The organism is Hydrotalea sp. GW822-HT8A01 (assembly GCF_058798575.1).
Map to the genome: position 1 here is coordinate 1,205,735 of NZ_CM179506.1, position 20,622 is coordinate 1,226,356.

12 protein-coding genes are annotated in these 20,622 nt (G+C 37.5%); 7 read left to right on the top strand and 5 right to left on the bottom strand.

Annotation, left to right across the window (positions count from 1 at the left end; genetic code table 11):
* Positions 1-38 precede the first annotated feature (38 nt).
* The gene (locus tag AC3QLY_RS05335; RefSeq protein WP_492990847.1) at positions 39-1,019 is read right to left on the bottom strand and encodes an aldo/keto reductase; all 981 of its coding nucleotides are present in this window, start codon (positions 1,017-1,019) and stop codon (positions 39-41) included.
* 188 nt (positions 1,020-1,207) lie between these two features.
* On the opposite strand from AC3QLY_RS05335, the gene AC3QLY_RS05340 reads away from it, so the two are divergent.
* Positions 1,208-1,822, top strand: a complete 615-nt coding sequence (locus AC3QLY_RS05340) for a class I SAM-dependent methyltransferase (protein WP_218330846.1) — start codon at positions 1,208-1,210, stop codon at positions 1,820-1,822.
* A gap of 8 nt (positions 1,823-1,830) precedes the next feature.
* On the opposite strand, the gene AC3QLY_RS05345 is transcribed toward AC3QLY_RS05340, so the two are convergent.
* Positions 1,831-1,983, bottom strand: a complete 153-nt coding sequence (locus AC3QLY_RS05345) for a substrate-binding domain-containing protein (RefSeq protein WP_288072898.1) — start codon at positions 1,981-1,983, stop codon at positions 1,831-1,833.
* A 129-nt stretch (positions 1,984-2,112) separates the two neighbouring features.
* Between AC3QLY_RS05345 and AC3QLY_RS05350 the strand changes: the two genes are divergently transcribed.
* Complete coding sequence (locus tag AC3QLY_RS05350; RefSeq protein WP_218330847.1) at positions 2,113-3,018, top strand: beta-galactosidase small subunit; 906 nt, start codon at positions 2,113-2,115, stop codon at positions 3,016-3,018.
* A 14-nt stretch (positions 3,019-3,032) separates the two neighbouring features.
* Here the strand turns inward: AC3QLY_RS05350 and AC3QLY_RS05355 are convergent, their stop codons facing one another.
* Both AC3QLY_RS05355 and AC3QLY_RS05360 read right to left on the bottom strand, forming a co-directional pair.
* Positions 3,033-4,016 (bottom strand): LacI family DNA-binding transcriptional regulator, encoded by a 984-nt coding sequence (locus AC3QLY_RS05355; protein WP_288072896.1) that lies wholly within the window; start codon positions 4,014-4,016, stop codon positions 3,033-3,035.
* Between the two features lie 209 nt (positions 4,017-4,225).
* On the bottom strand, positions 4,226-4,486 hold the full coding sequence (locus tag AC3QLY_RS05360; protein WP_492991283.1) for a hypothetical protein: 261 nt from the start codon (positions 4,484-4,486) through the stop codon (positions 4,226-4,228).
* Here AC3QLY_RS05360 and AC3QLY_RS05365 point away from each other — a divergent pair.
* The 4 genes from AC3QLY_RS05365 (at position 4,386) to AC3QLY_RS05380 (ending at position 15,918) form a co-directional block, all read left to right on the top strand.
* Positions 4,386-7,259 carry a SusC/RagA family TonB-linked outer membrane protein gene (locus tag AC3QLY_RS05365; RefSeq protein WP_492991255.1) on the top strand — a complete coding sequence of 958 codons (2,874 nt, stop codon included), beginning with the start codon at positions 4,386-4,388 and terminating at the stop codon, positions 7,257-7,259. The genes AC3QLY_RS05360 and AC3QLY_RS05365 overlap by 101 nt on opposite strands.
* Before the next feature lie 25 nt (positions 7,260-7,284).
* On the top strand, positions 7,285-8,928 hold the full coding sequence (locus tag AC3QLY_RS05370) for a RagB/SusD family nutrient uptake outer membrane protein (RefSeq protein WP_492990850.1): 1,644 nt from the start codon (positions 7,285-7,287) through the stop codon (positions 8,926-8,928).
* A gap of 269 nt (positions 8,929-9,197) precedes the next feature.
* A complete protein-coding gene (locus AC3QLY_RS05375) occupies positions 9,198-12,527 on the top strand; it encodes an FG-GAP-like repeat-containing protein (RefSeq protein WP_492990852.1) in 3,330 nt (1,109 codons plus the stop codon).
* A 55-nt stretch (positions 12,528-12,582) separates the two neighbouring features.
* Positions 12,583-15,918, top strand: a complete 3,336-nt coding sequence (locus tag AC3QLY_RS05380; protein ID WP_492990854.1) for a VCBS repeat-containing protein — start codon at positions 12,583-12,585, stop codon at positions 15,916-15,918.
* A 117-nt stretch (positions 15,919-16,035) separates the two neighbouring features.
* Here AC3QLY_RS05380 and AC3QLY_RS05385 read toward each other — a convergent pair whose 3' ends face one another.
* Positions 16,036-16,992 (bottom strand): GyrI-like domain-containing protein, encoded by a 957-nt coding sequence (locus AC3QLY_RS05385; protein WP_218330852.1) that lies wholly within the window; start codon positions 16,990-16,992, stop codon positions 16,036-16,038.
* A gap of 202 nt (positions 16,993-17,194) precedes the next feature.
* Between AC3QLY_RS05385 and AC3QLY_RS05390 the strand changes: the two genes are divergently transcribed.
* Positions 17,195-20,512 (top strand): VCBS repeat-containing protein, encoded by a 3,318-nt coding sequence (locus AC3QLY_RS05390; protein ID WP_218330853.1) that lies wholly within the window; start codon positions 17,195-17,197, stop codon positions 20,510-20,512.
* The last annotated feature ends 110 nt before the right edge of the window (positions 20,513-20,622 follow it).

The following is a 20,622-nucleotide window of genomic DNA, read 5'->3' on the forward strand; positions in this document are numbered from 1 at the left end:
TCCAGCGGAGCAAAGTATCGGTAGCAGCATTATTCAATTTATTGATGGCCCAAAACAGGATGTGGTTCATACAGTGCCTCCAATCGGTTAATGTCTTCCTGCGATAATTGTACAGAAAGAGCAGCCACCGCATCTTCAAGATGCCCGGGTTTGCTGGCGCCAATAATCGGGGCCGTAATATCGGGTTTGCTCAATACCCATGCCAATGCAATTTGTGCAGGAGGCAATCCTTTTGCTGTGGCTATCTCAGATACAAGATTTACAATATCAAAATCACTGTCTTTTTGATATAATTTTTTACCATATTCATCTGTTTGTGCTCGTAGGGTTTCCTTTCTTTCTTTGGTTCTTCTGCCGGTAAGTAATCCACGAGCCAGTGGCGACCAGGGAATCACCGCAATTTTTTGATCGCGGCATAAAGGCAACATTTCTCTTTCTTCTTCCCTATAAATTAAATTATAATGCGGCTGCATCGATACAAAACGGGTCCACCCATGCAGATCTGCCGTGTACAATGCTTTAGCAAATTGCCAGGTATACATAGAAGAGGCGCCAATATAACGTGCCTTTCCGGCTTTTACAACATCGTGCAGGGCTTCCATGGTTTCTTCAATGGGTGTATGGTAATCCCAACGGTGAATTTGATACAAATCCACATAATCAGTTTGTAATCTTTTCAGGCTGGCATCAATAGAATACATGATGTGTTTGCGGGAGAGGCCACCATCATTGGGGTTGGCACTCATAGGGTTAAATACTTTTGTAGCAATTACCAATTGATGGCGCTGGCCATATTCTTTCAAAGCTTTGCCCAACACAGTTTCGCTGGCACCATAGGAATAAATATCAGCCGTATCAAAAAAGTTAATGCCTAAATCCAATGCTTTTTTTATAAAAGGCTTACTGTCGGCTTCATTTAAAGCCCAAGGCCAGCGTTCGTTTGGATGGCCATACGTCATGGTGCCTAAACAAAGTTTTGAAACCTTCATACCGGTGTTGCCAAATCGTACATATTCCATGTTATACAATTGTATGATGAAATTTTTTTTTGAAGTAGTATACAACTTTCACAAATTGTTGCTTTGTTATCGGGTAGCTTTGTAAAATTGTGATGATAAAATTAAGTAAGTTTTCGCAGGCTAATGGTCAAAAAAATATTTTTCACATTTCATCTATAACATTTACAAGTAAAATAAACAGCAATAAAATGATTCCAACCAGCAATCAACATTTTGATGCCTGTGCCCGTGAATGGGACAAAGAAAAAATGCACATGGACCGCTCAATTGCCATTGCTGCGGCATTGCAAGAAATGATACCATTGCAGCCCGGCATGAAAGCTTTGGAATATGGCGCCGGTACGGGTATTTTAAGTTTTCTGTTAAAAGATGCTTTTGCACATACTGTGTTAATGGATAATTCGGCAGAAATGATTAAAGTGTGTGAAGAAAAAGTTGCTTTTTACAATACCACCCATATACAACCGGTAGCTTTTGATTTAGAAAATTCAAATTATCCGGAAACATTTGATATCATTTATACACAGATGGTATTGCACCACATCATGAATGTGGCGGCTATATTTAAAAAATTTGCCGCCATGCTGAACCCCGGTGGTTATTTGGCTATTGCCGATTTGTATACTGAAGATGGTAGCTTTCATGAACCCGGCATGCAGGTGCATAAAGGTTTTGAGCCTGCACATTTGCAACAACAGTTAACAGAACAGGGATTACATGCCATACAATACAAACCCTGTTTTGAAATAAAGCGCGATAATAGGCATGTGTATCCTGTTTTTTTATTAACTGCCCAAAAATAAATATAGCCTTACGGTAGGGCATTGTTGTACCTGCTTTCATAAAGCCAAGTTGTGGTAAAGCCATATTTCTGGTAGATGGCTTTAGCGGTAGCACTGTTTAAAAACAGCATAAAATCTTTTGCAGCCTGCGGGTGTGGCGCCTTTTTCAACAAGCCTGCCATCTACATGGCAGACTTGTTTTGATTATCGGGTAATGTAATCATATTTGTATGGGATGACCAATGCTTTGATGATATAGGGCTTCAGAGTACCAAACCGTACCGGCATCACTTTCCTGATACATCATACACATGGAGGGTTTGTCGGTGGTGGATTTGTGTAAGATAAGTGGTACTGTCTGTTTAATTAATATTCAAAATAGTCAGGTTCAATTTACTTTCAGTCGTTTAGATGGTTTGCTAACAAATTATAAAGTGCAGCATACTAATTTTATTCAAGATGGATTCAATTTAAAACCAAATTTCTGGCGTCCCCCAACAGACAATGATTTCGGTGCCGGTCTTCAGAAAAAGTTACAGAACTGGAAACGAGCCAGCCATAATTATGTAATGCTTGGATTTGAAATTGATTCAACAAATAATAAATTGATAAAATTAAGCGTACATTATGCGTTGCCTGATGTATTTGCATTTTTAGATCTACACTATGAAATAAACGGAGACGGAATGTTGAAAGTAACCGAAACCATGCATGTAGATCATGCAAAGCAGGAGCCCATTTTATTTAAATTCGGAATGCAGATGATGTTGCCAAAAAAATATAATCAAATGGAATGGTATGGACGTGGTCCTTCCGAAAATTATTGGGATAGAAAAGACGCTGCTTTTGTTGGTGTATACAATATAAATGTGCATGATCAGTTTCATCCATATTTACGTCCTCAGGAAACGGGTAATAAAACCGATATAAGATGGATGCAGTTAACCGATAAAAATGGATCCGGTTTATGGATTAGTGGTGATACTGTTTTGAATATTACAGCTCGGCATTTTCTGGATAAAGATTTAGATGATGGACTTGAAAAGCACAACAGCCATGCCGGTGAATTGAAAGAAAGAGATTTAACTGTATTGAGTATTGATCTTCAACAAACCGGCGTAGGCGGCATTAATTCATGGGGTACCTGGCCATTAGAAAAATATCAACTGAAATATAAAGACTATTCTTATACTTTTATAATAAAACCTATTCAATAGTAATAAAACTTTCATCACATCGATCCCCCCTGCACCAATGCACAGGGCAAACTCAATTCGGCGGTATTGGTATCGCCCGACAGGCAGGTCATCATTTTAGAAAAAGCCAGTTTCCCTAAGCGGTAACCGCTGGTTTCTACATAAGTAATGGTTGGATGATAGAGATAAGGGAAGAACCCATTGCTAATAGCAATCACTTTTATTTGTTGCGGAATTTTTAATGCGCTGTTTTGAAGGGCGTTCATAGTGCCCGTTAAAATTTCATCGCTCATACAGAAAACCGCATCGGGTCGGTGCTGTTTAGTTAAATGTTGTGCAGTAAGTTTGGTGGCTTCGTTTCTGTCAAGGGCATGCACAACAGTTACGTCCGTTTGTGGTTGCAGTGCACCGTTAAAAGCATTCAGTCGTTTTTTGGTGATAGACATGGCCGGGTTGCCAAAAATAGCCAATACTTTTTTTGCGGCAGCATTGTTCAGTGCATTGGCTGCCAGTGCAGCAGCGGCAGTATCGGCTACACAAACCCTGTTACAGTTGGCATAATCGGGTACTTTGTCGAAAAAAACCACCGGAATACCCATATCGTACATTTTTTGAAAGGGTTGCATATCTTTTGTATAGGGGGTAATACAGGCAAACACACCGGAAACCCGGTTCTGACGGCAGATTTTAAGATTGGTGGCTTCAACGGAAGGGTCATCGCCCGATTGCAGAATAATGAGTGAATAGCCCTGCTGGCGGCTGTCTTCCTCAATGGCAGCAATAAAAGAATCGTAAAAATAATTAGAGATGGTAGGTACTAATAAGCCAAATAAGTTACTGTTATTGGTACGGAGGTGAATGGCATTGGCATTGGGTTCATAATCTAATGTTTGCGCCAGTTCAACCACTTTGGCTTTGGTTTTTTCAGAAATATCCGGATGATTTTTTAAGGCTCTGGAAACAGTAGAAATACTAACGCCCAATACTTCGGAAATTTTTTTCAGGGTGGTATTTGTCATTTTTTGCCGCTTATATACAGGTTAAAAAATCAGGAAGTTTTCCCCTGCAAACATTTTCGCAAACGTTTGCAAACAGTTTAAGTATAAATTTATTGTTAACGTATGCATCATTTCAGATAATTTAGATGTCACATTTACACATTGTTCTGCAAGGAAATTAACAAAAAGTTTTCTTAAAGACATAAAAGGTGTAAATTTAACACAATAATCTAACTAAACGCTTGCTTTATGAACTTAAAAACGCTTGCCAAAGGTATGTTATACCTATTCTTGGCTTTGTTCTCCACCGCAGCTTTTGCCCAAACCAAAGTAATTACCGGTAAGGTAACCGATTCGAAAGATGGTTCACCTGTTGCCGGTGCTACTGTTGTGGTAAAAGGCACCCAGTACGGAACCCAAACCGGACCGGATGGTACCTTTAAACTAAATGCCCCTGCCGATTCAAAAAAATTGGTGATTAGTTCACTCAACTTTAATACGCAGGAAATTGCCATTACCGGCGGAACCATTAATGTATCATTAGCACCATCGGCCGATCAGTTAGGCGATGTGGTGGTAATTGGTTATGGTACTGCCCGGAAAAATGATTTAACCGGTGCATTATCATCTGTTAAAGCAAAAGATTTTAACCAGGGTTTGATAAATTCTCCAGATCAATTATTGCAGAATAAGGTTGCAGGTTTGGAAGTTACACAAAATGGTGGTCAACCTGGTACGGCAACTACAATTAAAATAAGAGGAAACAACTCAATAAGAGCTGGTGGTAATCCATTGTATGTAGTTGATGGTGTTCCTTTAGATGGAAGATCTGCCAGGCCTTCTGTAACCTTAGGTTTAGGTGGATTTGGTTCTACTCCTGATGATAACCCATTACTTTTTATTAATCAAAACGATATTGCTCAAATTGATGTTTTAAAAGACGCTTCTGCTACAGCCATTTATGGTTCACGCGGTGCCAATGGTGTCATTATTATTACTACGAAAAAAGCTTCTGCAGGTCCCATGAAAGTAGAAGCAGGTGTTTCTTTTGGAACGAATGCGGGCTACATGAAAAAATATGGTGTTCTAAATGCAAGTCAATTTAGGCAAGCTTTAACAAAATACAACTTACCAAGTTCACTTGATGGAGGTGCGAATGTTGATGCGCTTAAAGAAATTACTCAAAATACATTAACTTCAAACTATAATGTGGCTTTAAGTGGTGGCAATGATTTAGGAAGGTTCAGAGCTTCTTTCCTGGCTTCAAATGTAAACGGGTTCCTCAAAAATTCAAATTTGCAACGCTATTTGGCAACATTTTCAGGACAATATAAATTTTTGGATAAACGTTTAACTATTGATTTTAATTTAATAACCGGACACGTTACAAATGAAATTCCTTTAATTTCAAATACAGCCGGTTCACAAGGAAATCTTATTAGCTCAGCTTTACAATGGAATCCTACTGTTCCCTTTTTAAATCCGACGGCGAGCTACTACTATAACAATACTGGTGCAGGAAATGGCACAGCTAATGGTGGGGGAAATCCAATTGGTTTATTAGATGCTTACAATGATGTTTCAAATATTAATACTGTGTTGGGTAATATTTCAGCAAATTATAAAATTATAAAGAATTTGCAATACAAATTCATGTATGCAATTAATAATTCAACGGGTAACAGGTTGAATAATTTTTATGGTTTTTTAAATGGTTATTCAGGACTGTCTGGTCAAGGGTTTGGTGCTATTTCAAATGCGCTATTAACTTCACAAACTTTTACACATACTCTAAGTTATGATGCTAACATATCCCAAAAATTAAAATTAAATGCAGTAGCTGGATATGAATATTGGACATCAAACTACTCAAATAACTCTTTTAGTGCAAGTGGATTTAATACAAACCTGGATCATGCCAATTTAATCAATATCCCATATACTTCCATTTTACAGAATGGTTCTGTACAAAATCCACCTTCTGTTTATGTAGACCCAACAACTGATCTACAATCTTACTTTGCTAGGGGAAGTTTTAGCTATGATAATCGTTTTTTCTTGAATGGAACGATACGAGCAGATGGTTCAAGTAAATTCGGTTCTCGCAATAAGTATGGATATTTTCCTTCAGTTGGTGCAAGATGGGTAATGAGTAATGAGAAATTTCTGCAAAATAGTAAATTGATTTCTAATTTGGCATTAAGGGCTTCTTGGGGTATTACCGGTAATCAGGAGTTTCCTGCCGGAGCTTCAGGCGAACAATTTAATTTACGAAGTTACAATAATGGGGGCTTAACAAATGTACCTAATCCTAATTTGAAATGGGAGCAAACAACTCAATATGATTTTGGATTAGATTATTCTTTATTGAATGGGCGCTTATTTGGTTCATTTGATTATTATAATAAAAATACCACCAACATATTGTTTCAGAATAATGCTATTCAACCTGCACCAGCAGCTATTTATTATATCAACTTACCCGGTCATAATATGAATACCGGGGTTGAATTTAGCTTAGGTGCTGTAGTAGTGGATAAGCAAGATTTTGGTTGGAACGTTAATTTTAATATTGCCTACAATAAAAACAAAGTAACTGATTTCCTAGACCCTAATACCAAATTACCACTTCAAATATTAACCGGACAAGTAAATGGACAAGGTGTATCAGGTTCATATGCACAGATTATAACCAATAATCAACCTGTTGATGCATTTTACTTAAAACCATTTGGTGGTTTTGATGCCAGCGGTAGCCAAATTATCGGCACTAATCCCGTAATAGCCGGAGATCCTAATCCCCACACTATTTATGGTATCAATACTGATTTGCGATACAAGAAATTTTCTTTAACTATAAACACTGGTGGAGCAGGTGGTTACCTGATTTATAATAATACAGCTACAAGCGTTACGAATATTGCAGGAATATCTCAAGGTAGAAATATAGATAAGGCTGCATTTAACTCTCCTGAAAAACCTTCAAGTGGCGTTGCTGCATCTACTAGGTTCTTAGAAAGTGGTAACTATTTTAAATTAAGAAATGCAACGATAAATTACCAAATTGGAAGCGTTGGAAAATATATAAAAAATATGACAGCTTTTGTTAGTGGAACCAATTTGTTTGTAATTACAAAATTTACTGGCTTTGATCCAGAGGTAAATATTGATAAAAGTTATAATGGTTATCCATCACGATCAATTGAATATATACCTTATCCAACACCAAGGGTAATAACTCTCGGATTAAATTTTTCTTTATAAGTTAATTATTAAAAAAATTATAACTATGCTATCTTATAAAAAAATACTCGCAATTGCAGTACCACTATTTGGTATGACGGTGGGTTGTACAAAGTTGAATGAAACGCTAAAAAGTAATTTAACCCAATCACAGGCTGCTAATGTTTTAAATGCTCAATTATTACTGAATGGAGCCTATGTTGATTTAATTTCTCCATTTAATGGTCAAGATCAGGTATTTTCCTTAGAGGAAAATGCTTCTGATGAATCCCTTGTTCCAACTCGTGGTGGAGACTGGGATGACAATGGGGTATGGCGTGTGGTACACAATCATACTTGGAATGCTGACCACGCTCAAGTATTGAATGTATTTAATAGTTTAAATAAATTAAATTTTGACGCAACAAATGTATTAACTTTTAATACAACCAAAAAGCAATCAGCAGAGGCAAGATTTTTAAGAGCTTATTCATTATATTATTTATTAGATTTATATGGACAATATCCTGTAAGAAATCCCGGAGATAATTTACTGAATCCTCCTACTGTTTTAAAAGGTGCAGTTGGTTTGAATTTTATTATAAGTGAATTATATACAGTATTACCGGATTTGTCTCCTGCTGATGGCACAAATAAAACCATCGCTACCCAAGATGCAGCTAAAACATTATTGATGCATTGCTATTTACAACGTGGTGCAATTGCTAATCGTGCTGTTCCTACGTTTGCTAGTTCTGATATGGACTCTGTTATTTATTTTGGCAACCAAATAATGAGCAATAATATTTATAGCTATGCTGCTAATTATTTCGATAATTTTAAAGCAAATAATGGTAATTCTCCAGAAATTATCTTTGCGTATCCTAATTCTTCCGGCAATGTGGTAAACAGTTCAGGTATTCAGGCACGTTGGATGATGACTTTGCACTATAATTCTTATTCTGCTCAGGCTCCCAATGCAGGTTGGAATGGATTTTCTACCATGAGTGATTTTTATAATACTTTTGGTGTGAATGCTTTGGGACCTGTTCCTACAACTTATTCAATGGCAGACTCTTCTTTGGATTCTCGTATTGGTTTAAGATACAATTCTAATATTACACCTTATTCAGGAATCAGACCTGGTATGTTGGTAGGTCAGCAATATGATGCAGCAGGTAATCCTGAAAAAGACAGAAAGGGTAATCCGTTAGCATTTACGCCAACTATCGCATCGAACATGATTGAAACAGGAAGTAATCTGGAAGTAACCGGCATTCGTGTAATAAAATATGTGCCTGATTTTACAGATGCAAGTGGTAAATTTTATTCAAATAACTCAGGTAACTGGTTGGTATTAATGCGTTATCCAGATGTTGTGTTAATGGTGGCTGAAGCACAAATGCGCAAAGGTAATAATGCACAGGCATTATTGTTGGTAAATCAATTACGTGCTGCCAGAAACGCACCGGCTTTAACTTCAATGAGTTTGGTAAATCCTGCAAATGTGGATGATCCTACTACTTTACTGGCTGAAAGAGGTCGTGAATTGTATTGGGAAAGTTACAGAAGAACCGATTTAATTCGATTTGGTGTATTCCTGAAACCCTGGCAGTATAAACCCAATGATGATCCTAAAAACTTAGTATATCCTATACCAACACAGGCATTGGCTTCCAACCCAAATTTATCACAAAACCCCGGTTATTAAACCAGTTTTTATACAAACGTTCAACAAAAGACCGGTTCTTACCGGTCTTTTGCTTTTTAATAAATTGATGATATAATAGATGCTTCCTTCAGTATTGCTTTAAAATTCTGTTATATATTGTAGGTGCGGTAGATTATCCTTTCATACCCTTTACAGCATTCCATTTTAGTACTTACATTTACAGCAATTGTAAGCACGTTATTGCTTTATGCTTAGCCCTGTGCTTTCGCATCAACTCAATTGAATTATAAACGACAAGAAAATACTTTATGAAATATTTGCTGACATGTTTATCTGTGATTGTTTTAGCTTCCTGTCATCAAAAAAATACACCAACTCTTTTTACACTAATGCCCAATACCGGCATTCATTTTAGAAATGATGTAACCGATGGCCGTTTGGAAAATAGTTTTCTCTTTAGAAATTTTTATAACGGAGGTGGCGTTGCTATTGGTGATATTAATAATGATGGCTTACCCGATGTGTTCTTTACTTCTAATATGGGCGAGAATAAATTGTACCTAAATGAAGGTAATTTTAAATTCAAAGATATTACGGCTACTGCAGGTTTTCAGCAAGATAGTATGTGGAGTACCGGGGTTGTGTTTGTTGATATTAATAACGATGGATGGTTGGATATTTATGTTTGTAACTCCGGCCACATGTCGAATGGAAATCGCCGCAATAAATTGTACATCAATAACCATAACAATACATTTACGGAAGCTGCACACCAATATGGGTTAGACCATAAAGGCTATACTACCCAGGTTTCGTTTTTTGATTATGACATGGATGGCGATTTAGATTGTTTTATTATTGATAACAGCCCCATACCCGTTAACCAACTGGCTTTTAATAATAATCGCGATTTGCCCGATAGCGCCTGGAAAGTAGCTGATTTTTTAAAGGGCGGCGGTAACCATTTATTGCGCAACGATAATGGCCATTTTGTAGATGTTACCCAACAGGCAGGTTTACATAGCAGCTTAATTAGTTTTGGATTGGGCATTTCGATAGGTGATGTAAATGGTGATGGCTATCCCGACATTTATGTATCTAACGATTCTTATGAGCGTGATTACCTCTACATCAATCAGCGCAATGGTACTTTTATTGATGAATTTGAAGACCGCATTCGGCATACCAGCTTTTCTTCCATGGGTAGCGATTTTGCAGATATTAACAACGATGGGTGTATTGATATTTTTAATACTGATATGCTGCCTGATGATGATTACCGGCTAAAAACAACCGGTGCCTTCGATAATATTGATTTGTTTAGAAGTAAACTGCGTGCCGGCTTTTATTACCAGTATGTAAAAAACTGTTTACAACTGAACGATAAAAATGGAAAATTTTCTGAAATAGCCAATTATGCAGGGGTTCCGGCCTCCGACTGGAGCTGGGGTGCCCTGATGTTTGATATGGACAATGATGGCTATAACGATATTTATGTATGCAACGGTGTAAACAGGGATGTTACCGATCTTGATTTTATTGACTTCTTTGCCAACGACGTGATTCAAAAAATGGTTTTAACCGGCAAAAAAGATAATGTGGATCAGGTGTTACTTAAAATACCACAAACCCCTTTGCCCAACAAAGCCTTTCAAAACCAGCACGATTTGCGATTTTTGGATAAAGCCAATCAATGGGGCTTAGTACAATCCTCTTTTTCTAACGGTGCCGCCTATGGCGATTTGGATAATGACGGCGATTTGGATTTGGTAGTCAACAATGAAAACATGGAGGCCTTTGTGTACAAAAACAATAGCCGCGAAATCAATAAAAACCATTATGTTGGATTTTTATTGAAAGGCACAGCTCAAAACACATTTGCCATTGGCAGTAAAATTGAAGTGTATGCCAACGGCCAAATTATGAGTCGCGATGTATTTCCCAGCCGCGGCTTTCAATCTTCCATGGATTATAAACAAATTATTGGGTTGGGGCAGTTAACGCATATTGATTCTATCCGCATCATCTGGCCAAACCTTGGCATTACTACCTATCCCTATCCTGCAATTGATACGGTTTACCACTATCAACAACCTCCCACTTTTACTACTTTCTTCAAAAAAGAAAATATAGCGGTAACCCCTTTGCTCGATTCAGTAAAAAGTGTTTTTGAAAAGCATGTTGAAGATGATAATATTGATTTTAACTATGAAAGAAATATTCCTAAAATGCTTTCCCGTGAAGGGCCTAAAGCTGCAGTGGCCGATGTAGATGGGGATGGTTTGGCCGATGTGTACATAGGGGGTACCGTTGGTCATCCCGGTCAAATTTATTTACAACAACCCAATCGTAGTTTTGTACAAAAGCCTGAACCTGCATTTACACCGTTCAGCGATTTTGAAGACGGCGCCGTTGCGTTTTTAGATTACGACCATGATGGTGATATGGACCTGCTGGTTTGCCCTACCGGAAATACACATCCATCCAATACCCGCCAAATGCAGTTACGTTTGTTTACCAATGATGGAAAAGGAAACTTTACCATTAAAACAGATGCGTTTCCCAATACAGGCATGAACGTATCTGCAGTTGCTGTACATGATTTTAATGGCGATGGCTTTCCCGATATTTTTATTGGAGGAAGAAATGAGCCTCGTAATTACGGAGTTGACCCTCAAAGCTATTTGTTTGTAAATGATGGCAAAGGTCATTTTACAGATATTGCCGCCACAAAAAATCCAACCATTGCACATATTGGCATGGTTACCGGCGCACAATGGGCCGATGTATTAGGAACGGGCAAGCAACAATTAATTATTGTAGGCGAGTGGATGACACCGCATATTTTTTCTGTGGAGGGTGATAAGTTTACAGAAGTAAAAACCAACTTGAATAATAAGTATGGTTGGTGGGAAAGCCTCGCTGTGGCTGATGTAAATGGTGATGGGTTGAATGATTTAATTATTGGTAATATCGGCGAAAATTTTTATTTACATCCCGACTCTACCCATCCTGTAAAATTATGGATCAATGATTTTAATCAGAATGGCGTGCAGGACAAAGTGCTAACCAGCAACATCAACGGTAAGGACTTGCCGGTGTTCTTAAAGCGTGATATGGAAGATGAAATTCCTTCATTAAAGAAAAACAATTTAAGGCACCATGAATATGCCTCAAAATCAGTGCAGGAATTGTTTCCGGCATCGGTCATTAATTCCTGTATTGTAAAGCAATTCAATTATACGCCATCTGTAATAGCCATCAATAAAGGCAATGGTATTTTTGAACTTCAAAAGCTACCACCGGTGGTGCAATTCTCTTCTGTAAATGCCATTCTTTGTACCGATTTAAATGGCGATGGTAAAACAGACCTTTTTCTGGGAGGGAATGAATTTGGTTTTTTACCTCAATTTGAACGATTAGATGCCAGTTATGGAACCGTGCTGATAAATAGAGGAAATGCCGTATTTAAAATATTGAGCACACAACAATCAGGTGTTGAACTGGAAGGCATGATACGTGATATTGTTGAAATTCCAACCAAAAACCAACCCTATTTTCTGTTTCTTCAAAATGATGCCTATCCGGTGCTGTTTCAATTAAACAATAATTTAAAAGCCGCAAAACCTAAGAAATAAGCAGTATGAAATTTTCATTTATCTACGGCTATTTCATAATTTTAAATTGTAATGCATGTTTAAAAATATTTCATGTCTTTTTTTTCTAGCGGTTATCATCAGTGCCTGTCATTTCAATGTAGAAAAGCAACCTTCTACACCACCCATATTTCGGGTATTAACCGATACACAAACCGGCTTGCATTTTCAGAACCATTTAAAGCCATCACCTAATTTCAATATGTTTAAGTACATGTATTTTTATAATGGTGCTGGCGTTGGTGCAGGCGATTTTAATAATGATGGAAAAATTGATTTGTTTTTTACTGCCAATCAGGGCGATAATAAATTGTATTTAAACAAAGGCGGATTAAAATTTGAAGATGTAACCCAACAAGCCGGTATACCGGAAGATGGAGAATGGTCAACCGGCGTATCGGTGGTTGATATTAACAATGATGGATTGCTGGATATTTATATTTGCCGTGTAGGCCATTATGAAGTGTTAAACGGGCACAATCAACTGCTCATTTGTACCGGCATTGATTCTGCCGGAATTCCACATTATAAAGATGAAGCCAAAGCTTATGGACTGGATTTTTCTGGTTTCAGTACCCAGGCCGTTTTTTTCGATTATGACATGGATGGCGATTTAGATATGTTTCTGCTCAACCACTCTGTGCATCAAAACGGATTATTTGCTCCCCGCAAAAATTTCTTAGGCACTTACGATTCACTTTCCGGTGATAGAATTTACCGCAACAATGGAAATCATACGTTTACTGATGTAACTCGCCAAACAGGTATAAACAGTTCTGCAATTAGTTATGGATTAGGCGTTGTTGTAGCCGATATTAATTTAGATGGTTATCCCGATTTGTATGTGGGCAACGATTTCCATGAAAATGATTATTTATACATCAATCAAAAAAATGGAACTTTTTCAGAAGAAAACAATCAACGCCTCATGCACACCAGCCAGTTTTCAATGGGTGTTGATGTGGCTGATGTAAACAATGATGGATATCCGGAAATCATTTCAATGGATATGCTGCCCTTTGATCCATACATCTTAAAACGTTCGTTGGGTGAAGATGAATATGATATTTTTTATCATAAAATAGATGTTGGATACAATTACCAATACACCAGAAACAACCTGCAACTCAATCGGCGTAATGGAATGTTTAGTGAAATTGGTTTGTATTCGGGCGTATATGCTACCGACTGGAGCTGGGCTCCTTTGTGGATGGATTTTGATAATGACGGTAAAAAAGATTTATTTATATCTAATGGCATTCCCAAAAGAATGAATGATATGGATTATGTAAACTTTGTTTCGAACGAAGAAATACAAAAAAAGATTAACAGCAATACCATTGCCGATCAGGATATGGCTTTGGTAAATAAATTTCCCGAAATAAAAATTCCCAATAAATTTTATCGCAACAGCGGGCAAATGGTGTTTGTTGATGAACAAAATAACATTCAAAACAACCAGCCTACTTATTCCAACGGTGCTGTGTATGCCGATTTAGACAATGATGGCGATTTAGATGTGGTAGTAAACAATATTGATGAACCCGTGATGGTATATGAAAATACCACCAACAATGGCGCAATAAAAAAATCGTACCTGGAATTGAATTTAAAAGGTCCGGAAAAAAATATACATGCACTGGGTAGTAAAGTTATTGTTTATGCAAATGGCGGCATTCGTACATATGAAAAATATCCTACCCGCGGCTTCCAGTCGAGCATGGAAATACCTTTACATATTGGATTAGACAGTACCAAAATAGATTCGGCTTTTTTGATATGGCCCGATAATACGTACCAACGGTTAGGCTTTGCTGAAAAAAATACAACCATTGCCCTGCAATATAAAAAAGGATTACCAAAGTTCAACTATGCAAACATTACTGCATTTCATCCAAACACTTCGCGTCCAATGGAAGATATTACCGAAAAAGTACATTTGAATTATCTGCACAAAGAAAATCATTTTGTTGAATTTGATCGGGAACCCTTAATTCCGCACATGGTATCAACAGAAGGCCCTGCATTAGCAGTAGCCGATATTAACCACGATGGGTTAGAGGATGTATTCATCGGTGCCTCTAAAACTTTTAAATCGGCAGTATTCTTGCAAAAACCTAATGGCACTTTTCAACAACTCAATGAACCGACTTTGAATGCAGATAGTACCTATGAAGATGTAGATGCTACCTGGGTAGATGTGAATAATGACGGTAATGTTGATTTAGTGATTGCTTCCGGTGGCAATGAATATTACGGAATGGATGAAAGAATGCAACCAAGGGTTTATTTAAATGATGGCAAAGGTAATTTATCCAAGCTACCTGATGCTTTTAAAAATATTTATATGACGGCATCGTCGGTTTCACCTTTTGATTTTAACGGTGATGGCTTTGTGGATGTATTTATTGGTGGTAGGGCAGTGCCTTGGAATTATGGACAAACGCCAACTTCCTATTTATTATTGAATGATGGGAAAGGCCATTTTACTGATGTAACCGAAAAATATGCAAAAGGATTAAGCAATATTGGTTTGGTAACCCAAGGTATTTGGTTTGATTTAAATAAAGACGGAAAGAAAGATTTAATTGTAACAACCGAATGGAATGGTATTTATGCTTTTATGAACCAAAACGGGCAGTATGTAAAAACTACGCTTACCAATAAAAAAGGTTGGTGGAATTTTGTTTTACCGGTTGATGTAAATAATGATGGGCAAATAGATTTAATTGCAGGAAACTTAGGCCTGAATAGCCGCTTAAAAGCCACAGAAAAAGAACCCGTTCGCTTGTATGTGAACGACTTTGATGATAATGGGCAGAAAGAACAGGTACTTACCTATTATTTAGAAGGGAAAGAAATTCCGTTTGCGAATAAAGATGAATTACAAAAACAAATACCCATTTTAAAGAAACGATTTTTATATGCAGAAAATTTTGCAAAAGCTACTTTGCCCGAATTATTCACACAAGAAAAATTGAGCAGCGCTACGGTGTTAGAAGCTAATTATTTTTCCAATGCGGTTTTACTTAACAATGGCAATATGCACTTTACGATACAGGCTTTACCCTGGCAGGCACAATTATCACCTTATAAAACCGGAGTTGTGTTAGATACCGGCACTAATGGGTTACCCAATATTTTTCTGGGTGGCAATTTTTATGATAATAATATTCAGATGGGCAGGTATGATGCCGATTTTGGAACTATTTTAACCAACAATGGACACCAACAATTTACTGCAAGCACTATGAATGGGCTCATCATTAAAGGCCAAATACGACATATATTACCCATTGCCATTGGTGGTAGAAATTGCTTTATTCTGGCACGCAATAATGATAGTACAATGGTGATTGGGTTTGAAAAATAGGTGGGTCACAAAGATTTAATGTTAGCCACGAATAACACTAATGTGCACGAATCAGGGGTAACAAAACATTCGTGCATTCGTGGCAACAAAATACTTCAGCTCATTTGTTGCTTTTATCTAAAATACCGGCTGATAAATTTGTGTAACCCATTGTAGGGTATCGGTCTTTGTAGGTGCCTCATTCATGAGTCGGAAAAAAGGAATAGCCATGGCCGTGCGATGATAATCTGTAAAATACTGCATTAATGTTTGATAGGTATGCTGAATATTCCAAGGCCCACCATTTACCTCCGTTACAATAAAGTTTCCTTTTACCATTTGTTTGTATTCAAACTTCCCTTCACTTTCAATGGGTTGGCTAATAGGAATGGCTACCATTAATTGTATACTGTCTTTATTCCAATGGGTAATATTGTAAATAGGGTGTCCGTTAGGTACTAATACCGATTTGCTCTTTGCAAAATCTGTTAACCGATTAATAATTCCATAAATGTCCTTGGGTGTAGGTTGTTTTTCTAAAATTATTTTTGTTGCAATTAGATAGGTATCATCGTAACCCTGTTGGTGTAATTGAATGCCATATACATTTTCCTTGTTTTCTGCAAAGGCAGTAAAGCGTGCCAGCATTTGTTGCATAGCGGGTTTTAATTGCAGTGCGGTGCGATAACGAATGATTTTTAAAAACGGATTATTGCCTGTGGGTATTTTTACCTGCCAAAGAATATAACTGGAATCTATACCGGAAGGGATAATACTAATTTGTGAATTGTACACCTTTTCGCCAGATGTTAATAAAAGTTTTAAACCTTTATATAATTTCTCGGTTACTGAAAGATGAATATTATCTATTACAAACCCATCTTCCCAATTAGTATCTGCATGGCCGTTATTAGTGTTGCCGTAGTTCCACCATTTTCGCCATTGGCTCGTATCTTGTAATAAACGGGTAACGCCATTTTCATTGGCGTTTATTTTTAAGGTAACACACATGGTGGCTTGCCGTGGAATCAAAATATATACCGTAACCGAAAAAATGATTAAAAGTGTAACAATAATCAGAATCCATTTTTTCATGCAACAACTTATTTAAACGGTTTAATTATAACGCTTGCAAAATAAGCCTAATCAATCATAAAAACCTATTGAATGTATTCAATAACCTTTAAAATAATCTTAACTTTTCTTTTCAGGGCAGTCAATAAAATACATTTCATTGTATTTGCACTGCTGCCTAAATTAGGTTAATTTTCACCCGTCGCTTTTTAAAACAGAAAATATGTTCATGAATTGTGCAGTTCAACGTATCGGCATACTGGCTGTCACCATTGTACTGGTTGCCGGCTGTCATCACACTACTACTGCATTGCAACAGCAACCGCTGTTTATGCAACTTTCACCCGATGAAACCGGTATTCGTTTCATCAATCAGGTAAAAGATACCCGTGAAATGAATATTTTCAACTACCATAATTTTTATAATGGTGGCGGTGTAGCAATTGGCGATATTAATAACGATGGAAAGCCCGATATTTTTTTTACCTCAAACCAGGGTGAAAATAAACTGTATTTGAATGAAGGTAATTTTCATTTTAAAGATATTACACAACAATCCGGCATTTCAAGTGTACACAAATGGCATACCGGTGTTACTATGGTAGATATTAATGGTGATGGCTGGTTAGATATTTATGTATGCAATGCCGGCATTATGCCGGGCGATGACAGGGCCAATGAATTATACATCAATCAAAAAGATGGCACATTTAAAGAAGAAGCAGCAAAGTATCATTTAAACGATACTGGTGCCTCTACACAGGCTATTTTTTTTGATTATGATCATGATGGCGATTTAGACTGTTTTGTACTCAACAATAATCCTAAATCAATTGAAAGCTTTGGGTATAAAAAAAATGTTCGAAATGTACGGGATACCACTGACGGCGACAGACTATACAGGAACGATAATGGCGCTTTTACCGATGTGAGTGCACAGGCAGGAATTTATGGCAGCGCCATTGGTTATGGTCTGGGCATTGCTGTAGGTGATGTAAATAATGATGGGTGGGAAGATATTTATGTATCTAACGATTTTTTTGAAAAAGATTATCTCTACATCAATCAAAAAAATGGAACTTTTAAAGAAGTGAGTAATGCAGCATTGGGCCACATGAGCAATGGCTCCATGGGTTCTGATATGGCCGATATCAATAATGACGGCTATCTCGATATTTTTACCGCCGAAATGTTGCCTGAATCTGATTATCGTTTAAAAACTACCGTTAAGTTTGATGATTACGATGTGCAGAATGCCAAGAATGTATTAGATTTTCATCACCAGTTTACCGGCAATTGTTTACAGCTCAATAATCAGGATGGTACTTTTAGCGAAATTGCACAACTATCAGGAGTTGATGCTACCGGTTGGAGCTGGGGCGCATTGTTATTTGATTTTAATAATGATGGGAAAAAAGATTTATTTGTATCTAACGGTTTGAAACGCGATTTAACCGATCAGGATTTTCTAGCCTATTTTAACAACAATGAAACCATGCGCAAAGTAGCGGAAGGTGCATTTGGTTTGCAGGATATTTTAAACAAAATGCCCTCAGTGCCTATTTCTAATTACGGATTTATGAATAAAGGCCAATTGATGTTCAATAACCAATCACAGGCCTTGGGTTTGGCAACACCTTCGTTTAGTAGTGGGGCTGCTTATGCCGATTTAGATGGGGATGGCGATTTAGATTTAGTAGTGAATAATTTAGATCAACCTGCTTTTATTTATCAAAATACAACTACAGAAAAAAAACATGCTAGGTTTTTAAAAATTCAATGCAAAGGAAATGCACCCAATACCTTTGGCATAGGTGCAAGGGTTACCGTATTTGCAGGGCATCATATACAAATGCAGGAACAAATGCCTACCCGTGGTTTTCAAAGTAGCGTAGAGCCAGTATTGTTATTTGGCTTAGATTCATTACAGCAAGCCGATAGCGTTATTATTGACTGGCCCAATGGTAAACAGGAAACACGTTATACAGTTGCCACTAATCAAACCCTTGTGGTGAAAGAAACGGATGCAATCATAAAAAGGCAATTCCCGCTTCCTGTAAAACCCTGGTACACCAATGTGGCAACAGCTCGTATTCAGGGCGCTATTACACACCGGGAAAATGAATTTGTTGATTTTGATGTGGAACGACTCATGCCCAAAATGCTTTCAACTGAGGGGGCTAAATTAGCTTTGGGTGATATTAATGGAGATGGCTTAACCGATTTTTATATGGGCAGCGCCAGCGGCGATACGGCTAAAATATTCCTGCAACTGCCCAACGGCCATTTTAAACAAATACCCCAACCTGCTTTTATTGCCGATAAATATTTTGAAAATATTGGCGCTGCATTTTTGGATGCAGATGGCGATGGCGATCTGGATTTAGTAGTAGCATCCGGCGGCAATATGGCGCCGGTTGGATCACCTTATCTGTCACCAAGGTTATACTTGAATGATGGCAAAGGTAATTTTACAAAAACTACGAACGGATGGCCATCCCTCTCACTCAATGCATCCTGTGTGGAGGTAAACGATTATAATGGCGATGGTAAACCCGATATTTTTATAGGTGGCAGAAATATTCCCGGAAATTATGGATCACCGGCTTCCAGTGTTTTATTATTGAATAAAGGGAATGGCATATTTGAAGATGTAACAGCTTCAGTTGCACCAGCATTTCGTCAATTGGGTATGGTTACTGATGCAAAATGGACAGATGTGGATGGCGATGGACAAAAAGAATTAATTGTGGTGGGCGATTGGATGCCGGTTACCATTTTTAAATGGAGTAATGGCAAACTGAGTAAATGGAAAGAATTACCCCATTCATCCGGCTGGTGGAATTGTATTACTGTAGTCGATATCAACCACGATGGGCATCCTGATTTTATAGCTGGCAATTTTGGCTTAAATTCAAATATCAAGGCCGATGAGCAACATCCTGCACAATTGTATGTGGCCGATTTTGATGGCAATGGGCAACAGGAATGTATGCCCGTTTTTTATAAAACCGACGGTAAGGCCTATCCGTATTATTTAAAAGGGGAGGTAGAATCGCAGATACCTTCCATCAAAAAAAACTTTTTAGCTTATAGTGCTTATGCCGGAAAAACCATGCAGGAATTATTCCCAGCCGAAATTTTACAAAAAGCATTGGTATTAAAAGTAGAGCAGGCACAAACCTGTATTTTTTTAAATGATGGCAACGGCAATTTTACCATGCAGCCATTGCCTGTTCGGGCACAATTTTCACCTACATTTGCCATTGTAGTCGATGATTTTAATAAAGATGGTATCACCGACCTATATATTGCCGGTAACTTCTTTGGCTTAAAGCCACAAACCGGCCGCCTCGATGCCAATGAAGGGACCTTGTTTTTAGGCCAACCCAATGGTAGTTTTCAATTTATACATCCGGCACAAACGGGCTTAATTTACCGCGGCGAAGCCAGAGATGCTGCAATACTTCCGCTTGGAAACCATAAAAAAGCCTTATTGGTAACCATTAATAATGCACCATTGTTGATGTTTGAACGTTAATTCAATTGTCTGTGTATTTTACCGAAAATCATTTTGTATTTTGTATTTTTTTATTTTCTTTACAATTGTTTGGTAATTTAATGAATATTTAATTTTTCATCAAAGATCAT